We start from the raw sequence: 2,032 nt of genomic DNA, 5'->3' as shown, positions 1-2,032 counted from the left end.
CCGCCCGGGTGGCGAGATCGGGTCAGACCTCGGTCTCCGGGGTGTCGGTGTCGACGATGGTGATGGTCCGGCTGACCGCCGGCTTGCACTTCGGGGTGCGGGTGACGCGGGCGTAGAACCGTCCGCTCAGGCCGGTGTTGCCGGTGCTCCAGACACCCCGGCCGTTCGCGACCTCCGTGGTGTCCTGGGCGACGACCTCGTCGTCGCCCCCGCCCCGGGTGCCGACCTGCTGGAACAGCAGCACGGTGCGGTCGCCACGGCAGGCGCGGCGCTTGCTGGTGACGGTGCCGGACATGTCCTTGCCCTCCGCGGTGATCGTCACCTTCGTGACGGCTCGCTTGGGGGCGGCCTCGGCCGACAGCGGTACGGCGACCAGGGCTGCGGCGACGATCGCCAGCGCGGTGCGGGTGGTGGTGGTGCGGTGCTTCATGGTGGTTCCTTCTCGGTGGTGGGTGCGTGGATGGGTGGTGGGTCAGTCGACGGCGAGCGTGACGTCGCACTCGTCGAGCGCGTGGACCTCGATCGCGGTGACCGCGTCCATGACCTCGCTCGACGCGAGCTCCTGGGTGGCGGCCACGACCTTCTCGAGGGCGGCGGGGTCGGCCTGCTCGGGCAGCTCGCCGCTCCCGAGGGAGGCGAGGTCGGCGAAGGTCAGGCCGGCCTCGTCGAGCGCCTCCTCGATGTCGACGACCGCGGCGTCGAAGACCTTCCAGTCGGCGGCGACGTCGCCCGGCGCCTGCTCGGCGAGCTCGTGGAAGGTGGCGAAGGCCGCGTCGAACTTCTCGGCCTTCCCCTCCTGCACCGAGGCGAACGCCGGCTTGGCGTCCGCCACGGCGGCGCAGTAGGGGCTCTCGGCGGCCTCGGCGCCGCCGAGGCCGCACGACGACAGCAGCGCTGCGGCCGGGGCGACGGCGAGCGCCGCCGCGAGGAGCCGGGTCCGGTGGGGGTGGAGCTGGGGCATCTCTGTGCTTCTTCCTGTCCGTGGCCCGGAGGCCGATGGCGAGATGGTGGGGAGCGCGGCGGCTCAGAGGGCCCGCGGGGCGCCGGTGGCGAACCCGACCGCGGCGACGACCGTGGTCGACTCCTGGCGGGTCCAGCGGTCCCGGGGCCGGCGTGCCCGCCGGCGGGTCCACCGCTCCTGCGGGTGGGTCGTGCTGTGCCTGGCCACTGCGTTCTCCTTCGTCTCGTGCACGGCGTCTCCGTGTCGAGCAGAAGGCTTCCGGCCGGCCGTTGAGAACGTGTTGACGTCCTGTGCACGTCGGGGCTCGCCGTCGGTTGAGCAGGGACGAAGTCCCGTCTCGAAACCCAGTACGACGAGCGCCCCGCCTAGCTCGGGATCCGGTGGCTTCGGCGCCGACTCGGGGTGCCCGCGCGCCCACCTGGTCGGGTCTCGCCCGACCAGGTGGGACGGCGCACTGCCGGCACCGCGCGGGCTTCGCGCATCGCTGGTTGGGGTGCGAGGAGCGCTAGCGACGAGCCTCGAAACCCAGTGAGCCGGACGCACTCCGGCGCATCGCTGGTTGAGGTGCGAGGAGCGCTAGCGACGAGCCTCGAAACCCAGTGAGCCGAAAGCCCTCCGACGGGGACGCAGGGCGGTCGACCGGCGGGGGTTTCGAGACAGTCGCTAGCGCGACTTCCTCAACCAGCGGGCGCTGGTTGAGGTGCGAGGAGCGCCAGCGACGAGCCTCGAAACCCAGTGAGCCGAAAGCCCTCCGACGGGGACGCAGGGCGGTCGACCGGCGGGGGTTTCAAGACAGTCGCTAGCGCGACTTCCTCAACCAGCGGGCGCTGGTTGAGGTGCGAGGAGCGCCAGCGACGAGCCTCGAAACCCAGTAAGCCGGACGCCCTCCGACGGGGACGCAGGGCGGTCTCCCGGCGGGGGTTTCGAGACAGTCGCTAGCGCGACTTCCTCGACCACCGGGCGCTGGTGAGGTGCGAGGAGCGCTGGCGACGAGCCTCGAAACCCGGTGAGACGACAGCCCTCCCGCAACCACCTGCGGGCAACCCAGGTTTCGCCGAGCCGGCGGTAATT

The 2,032-nt window shown here is 72.1% G+C and carries 3 protein-coding genes; all 3 read right to left on the bottom strand.

Annotated features, from left to right (window positions below):
- Window positions 1-22: 22 nt before the first annotated feature.
- Window positions 23-430 (bottom strand): hypothetical protein, encoded by a 408-nt coding sequence (locus JT721_RS20580; RefSeq protein ID WP_205475305.1) that lies wholly within the window; start codon window positions 428-430, stop codon window positions 23-25.
- Between the two features lie 42 nt (window positions 431-472).
- On the bottom strand, window positions 473-961 hold the full coding sequence (locus tag JT721_RS20575; RefSeq protein ID WP_205475304.1) for a hypothetical protein: 489 nt from the start codon (window positions 959-961) through the stop codon (window positions 473-475).
- 63 nt (window positions 962-1,024) lie between these two features.
- Entirely contained in the window at window positions 1,025-1,168 is a 144-nt protein-coding gene (locus JT721_RS20570) for a hypothetical protein (protein ID WP_205475303.1), read from the bottom strand.
- Window positions 1,169-2,032: the final 864 nt, after the last annotated feature.

The sequence above is a fragment of the Nocardioides sp. SYSU D00038 genome (assembly GCF_016924665.1).
Classification (GTDB): domain Bacteria; phylum Actinomycetota; class Actinomycetes; order Propionibacteriales; family Nocardioidaceae; genus Nocardioides.
The sequence above is the reverse complement of the archived record's forward strand: the minus strand, read 5'-3'. Positions and strand labels throughout refer to the sequence as shown.

Bases quoted from the DNA above. Each gene is read 5' to 3' on its own strand.
- JT721_RS20575 (WP_205475304.1), bottom strand. From the start codon at position 961: ATGCCCCAGCTCCACCCCCACCGGACCCGGCTCCTCGCGGCGGCGCTC.
- JT721_RS20580 (WP_205475305.1), bottom strand. From the start codon at position 430: ATGAAGCACCGCACCACCACCACCCGCACCGCGCTGGCGATCGTCGCC.